3 protein-coding genes and 1 pseudogene are annotated in these 5,441 nt (G+C 41.5%); 2 read left to right on the forward strand and 2 right to left on the reverse strand.

All coding sequences use genetic code 11. The features are described from left to right. Positions 1-67: 67 nt before the first annotated feature. Together VF500_RS09900 and VF500_RS09905 are read left to right on the forward strand one after the other, a co-directional pair. A complete protein-coding gene (locus tag VF500_RS09900) occupies positions 68-1,249 on the forward strand; it encodes an AIR synthase related protein (RefSeq protein WP_330859521.1) in 1,182 nt (393 codons plus the stop codon). 18 nt (positions 1,250-1,267) lie between these two features. Further along, on the forward strand, positions 1,268-1,957 hold the full coding sequence (locus tag VF500_RS09905) for a sterol desaturase family protein (protein ID WP_330859522.1): 690 nt from the start codon (positions 1,268-1,270) through the stop codon (positions 1,955-1,957). A gap of 194 nt (positions 1,958-2,151) precedes the next feature. On the opposite strand, the gene VF500_RS09910 is transcribed toward VF500_RS09905, so the two are convergent. Beyond that, positions 2,152-3,249, reverse strand: a complete 1,098-nt coding sequence (locus VF500_RS09910; protein WP_330859523.1) for a hypothetical protein — start codon at positions 3,247-3,249, stop codon at positions 2,152-2,154. A gap of 29 nt (positions 3,250-3,278) precedes the next feature. Next, positions 3,279-5,441, reverse strand: a pseudogene (locus VF500_RS09915) (TonB-dependent receptor); the annotation flags it as partial.

The following is a 5,441-nucleotide window of genomic DNA, read 5'->3' on the forward strand; positions in this document are numbered from 1 at the left end:
GACGGAATTTTCCGGTTTACAAGAACGCCAATTCGTAAAATTAAGCCTAATTGCCTTATATTTGCCCATGATTTCTTCGCAAAGATATGATCAGCGTGGCGTATCAGCCTCCAAAGATGACGTTCATAATGCCATAAAAAATATCGACAAAGGCATTTTCCCAAAAGCTTTTTGCAAAATAGTACCGGATATATTAACCAACGACCCGGAATACTGCAATATCATGCATGCCGATGGTGCAGGTACTAAATCGTCCCTGGCTTACACCTATTGGAAAGAAACCGGCGACATATCTGTATGGCGCGGCATAGCCCAGGATGCTATCATTATGAACCTGGATGACCTGCTTTGTGTTGGTGCGACAGATAACATCCTGCTATCATCAACCATAGGCCGCAACAAGAACCTTATTCCCGGCGAAGTTATAGCAGCCATCATTAATGGTACCGAAGAGATCTTAGCCGAGCTGCGCGAAGCTGGTATCGGCATTTACTCAACAGGCGGTGAAACGGCTGATGTGGGCGATCTGGTACGCACCATCATTGTTGATTCGACAGTTACCTGCCGCATGAAACGTGAGGATGTGATATCAAATCACCGTATTGAACCCGGCGATGTAATTGTTGGCCTTGCCTCATACGGTCAGGCTACCTACGAAAAAGAATACAACGGCGGCATGGGCTCAAACGGTCTTACATCTGCCCGTCACGATGTGTTCAATAAAACCATCGCCGATAAATTCCCTGAAAGTTATGACGCGGCTATTCCTTATGACCTGATTTTCTCGGGAAGTAAAAACCTTACTGACGCTATTGATATTGGCAATAATGAAACCGTAACTGCAGGCAAACTTGTATTAAGTGCAACCCGCACCTATGCGCCAATCATTAAACAAATTTTAGATAGTTACCGCAACCAGGTGCACGGTATGGTACATTGCAGCGGCGGCGCTCAAACCAAAGTATTACACTTTGTAGAAGGCCTCCACATTATAAAAGACAACCTGTTCCCTGTACCTCCGCTGTTTAAGCTCATTCACGAGGAATCAGGAACCAGCTGGCAGGAAATGTACAAAGTGTTTAATATGGGGCACCGTATGGAACTTTATGTGCCTGAAGCCATTGCTGCCGAACTGATCAGCATTTCAAAAAGCTTCGGTGTTGATGCGCAGATTATAGGCAGGGTTGAAAAAGCGGATACTAAAAAGGTGACTGTAACTTCAGAGTTTGGGGTATTTGAGTACGAATAAATAATTTATGCAACGCTTATGCTCAGGTTTTTGGCTACATTATCATCGTTAAACTTATGGGTGATATTTTTAGCCGAAAACCTGCTTGTTACAGCCTTAGCACTATTATTTGGTTTGCTGATATTAAAGTTAAACGGAAAGCCAATAAAACCAGCCAGCAGGACCGAGATATTAATCTGCCTGCTTACCAACATTATTAATACAGCTATCACTTATACTGGATTCTGGCTTTTTAAGCAAAGATATCTACAGCTCACGTATGAAATAAACTGGGCTATTCTTTTTGATTTCATATTGCTTTTTCTATTAATGGATCTCGCTATGTTCGTTTTCCATTACTTGATCCACCATTCGGCTGTATATAAAGTGGTGCACAAATTTCATCATCACTATGCAGATCCCATCCCTATCGACCTATTCGTACTTCATCCGCTCGAAACCATAAGTTTTGGCTCTTTGTGGCTTATAATGCTTTTAGCTTATAACTTTAATTTTTATGCGGTAATCGCCTACCTAACCGCTAATGTATTTTTTGGCGTAACAGGGCACCTGGGTATTGAACCTATCCCCGTGCATGTGAGGAAAATGTTTCCATTTAAATATTTAGGCACCCCTTCATTTCATCATCGACATCATGTCGACATTGAACATAATTTTGGCTTTTACACCAATTTATGGGATAAGCTTTTTAAAACTTATAAGCCCTGATAGGATAATAATTTTTAATAAACAACACTTAAACATCGCTACCAATCGTCATTTTGCATGTTGATCAAGGAATTAACTATATATAGTTCGTTATCATTCTCAAATGCGCTTTTCGCATTAATATGGTGTCAAAATATAATACAACAAAAAAGCCCCGGCCAATTGACCGGGGCTTTGAAATATTATATCCTTAACTACTTAATTACCTGAATCAGGTTACCAAGTGTATTAGCCACATAAACGTTACCTGCATTATCTGCAAGTACTGCTGATGGGCCGTTAAACGGAGTAGCTAAAGTAGAATAACCACTACCAGCCACAGATGTAACAACACCAGCCGAAGTAATTTTACGTACCAGGTTATTACCGGCATCGGCTACAAATAAGTTACCATTAGCATCGATAGTAATACCGCTTGGGTGATTAAAAGAAGCTGCTTTACCTGTTCCATCTGCATTACCTGCTTTTCCGGTGCCAGCAAATGTAGTTACACTACCTGTTAAGTCAATTTTACGGATAGTGTTATTATTAGCGTCTGCTACAAATAAATTACCTGCGCCGTCAATTGCAATAGCACGAGGGCCGTTAAGTGATGCGGCTGTACCAACACCATCAACGTTTCCAAGTGATTTACCGGCAACGGTTGATATAGTTCCGTCAACTACTGAAATTTTACGGATCAGGTTGTTGCCATAATCTGCAACATACACATTACCGGCAACGTCAATTGCCAGGCCTGCTGGGTTATTGAACCTTGGGTTAATAGCGTTAGCTGTAGCTGTAGCAGGGATAACAGCATTGTTATTGCCCGAGCTTCCGCTCACACCTGCAAATAAAGTAACTGCACCTGTTGTTGCAATTTTCCTGATGGTATGGTTGCCGAAATCAGCTATTAAAATGTTACCTAACGGATCAAGAGCAACGCCTGTAGGGCCATTATATGAAGCTACATCACCTATTTTGGTTGCGTTTGAGCTACCCGAAAGCAAAGTACCCGATACCAGGCTTACAACGCCTGCCGTGGTAACTTTACGAATTTGGTTGTTGCCTTTGTCAGCTACTAATATGTTACCTGAAGCGTCAAATGCTAATCCATTCGGGTAATTAAATGACGCGTCGGTTGGTTTTCCGTTTGTGGCACCAAATGCCCCGGTTCCGGCAAGTGTAGTAACCGTACCGGTAGTTGCTACCGGGTTTGGCAACGGAGTAACCTTGTTATCTTTACAGGCTTCTAAAAACACGCCCGAAAAAAGCCCAAGAGATGCAATAATTATATTTTTATTAAATTTCATAATGCTACTTTCTTTAAATCAATAATAACTTAGTTAAAAATGTACCTAACACCAATCTGAGCCTGGAAACGCGACAGCTGGCTGATATCCTGCTTAAATGAGCTGGTAACAGGTGTTGAACTGTTAGGATCAAGATAAGGGAAAGAGTAAGTTGCCCTTCCGGTACCTGCATCTTTACCCATGTAAGTCAACACTGTAGTAGCTCCGCTATTAAAGCCGTTATATGAAGTTTGGTATAAACCCCAGTTACGGTTAAGCAGGTTGGTGAAGTTGATCACATCAAAAGTAAACTCTAACGTGTTTTTAACTTTACCTGTTTTAATAAAGAAATCCTGAGCAAAGTGTAAGTCTACCCTTTTGTAAGTAGGTAATATAGCACCGTTTCTTTCAGCATACTGACCTCTGTGTGCGCTCAGGTATGAATCCTGGTTAATAAAGTTATTTAACTGAGTCCAGATCTGAGCTGGCGTACGTGTATCAGGAGTACCATTTGTTGCATTAGATGCTCTAACCAACTGAATATCGCCCTGGTTTTTTGGAATATACATCAAATCATTAGTACCACCATCGTTATTAGGATCGCCTGAAGTGATGTATGAGATAGCACCATTGTTAGATGCCTCAAAAACTAAACCGACAGTACTTGCTGCGTTTTTAGAACATTGTTTACGGTATGATACAGTTGCGATGATACGGTTTGGCTGCACATATGAGCTGTTTGAAAGGTTATCGGCATTAGGGTTACCTGCAACATACCTGGTGCTCCAGATGGTGGCGGCAGTTGAACCACCGTCATTAACATCTTTCGATTTGGTATAGGTATAAGCTACGCTGGCAGCAAAACCATTGGTAAAGCTTTTTTGCAACTGACCGGTAATAAAGTATGAAAAGCCTTTATTGGTATTTCTCATATAATATAAACCGGTGATTGATGGATTTGCAGCAGTTGCAGCAGAGGCCGCAGGAGTTGTATTTTTAGAATCGTATTGTATTTGACCTTCAACGCCCGGAAGTGTAGTGTAGCCATCAGACAATACTAAGTTCTGGTGATAGATAGCGCGGATATCTTTGGTGTAAGCACCTTCAATAGTACCAACAACACCAAATGGTAATTTTTGGTCGATAGCGATATTTGTTCTCCAGATTTTAGGATATTTTAAGTTTGGATCGGCAACATCTAATTCATATGAAGTAGCAGCCGCACCATTTGCAGGCCTGTTTTTGTTAACATTTGGATCAAATACTAACTGACCGGCATTAGCAGCGGTAGCACCGGCTTTGGTAATGGTGTATGTACCAAATAACAAACCGTTGTTTGATGCCTGGTTTGAGATCCAAACAAATGGTACAGAACCTGTGAATAAACCAGAACCACCACGTACCTGGGTAGAACCATCGCCATTAACATCCCAGTTAAAGCCTACGCGGGGTGATAACTGAACCCTGTTTTTTGGCAATTTAGAAACGTCAACACGAGTACCACCCTGGAAAGTTAAAGCCGCAGCATTTGAGTTTGCAGCTAAAGTAGTTGGGAATACATCATAATCAGCTCTTAAGCCATAAGTTAACCTGAAATTATCAGTTACGTGGAATTTATCCTGTACGTAAACGCTATAAATTGAAGCTTTTATTTTGGCAAAAGGGAAACCGCTGCCAACTGCAGAGTAGCGTAAAGTATAAGCTTGAGCCGGCAGGCCATTTATGAAGTCTGAAGCTGAGTTATAAGTATATAAACCATTATAATCAGGAGCAAAACCGTTGGTGTAGCTTTGGATCTGGTTGCTTGTACCGATGGTAAACTCATGTTTACCAGAGAAGATGGTCAAGTCGTCAGAAAACTGCCAGATATTTGTGCTCAATAAGTTACCTGCTGTATAAAGTTCAGAACCAAAGCTGGTTGCTGTCGCGGTGGCAGCAGTTACCACATTACCGCTGGCATCACTTACGCCATTGCCGATATCAACCATAGGTATAGTTGAGCTGCCAAGGAAGTTACGGAAATCTCTTAAAGCAGAATAGCCAACAGTAAGTTTGTTTGAAACTTTATTGCTTATACGGGTATCTAACTCGATGATACCGATGTTAAAGTTGTTGTTGATGGTATAACCAGAACCATAAAATGGCAGGGTAGCTAAACCAGGAGCACGTGTAGTACCGTAGCCAACACCGCCGTTTGTGATTCCTGAGTTACT

This window comes from Mucilaginibacter sp., assembly GCF_036383575.1.
Classification (GTDB): domain Bacteria; phylum Bacteroidota; class Bacteroidia; order Sphingobacteriales; family Sphingobacteriaceae; genus Mucilaginibacter.

Bases quoted from the DNA above. Each gene is read 5' to 3' on its own strand.
- VF500_RS09900 (WP_330859521.1), top strand. From the start codon at position 68: ATGATTTCTTCGCAAAGATATGATCAGCGTGGCGTATCAGCCTCCAAA.
- VF500_RS09905 (WP_330859522.1), top strand. From the start codon at position 1,268: ATGCTCAGGTTTTTGGCTACATTATCATCGTTAAACTTATGGGTGATA.
- VF500_RS09910 (WP_330859523.1), bottom strand. From the start codon at position 3,249: ATGAAATTTAATAAAAATATAATTATTGCATCTCTTGGGCTTTTTTCG.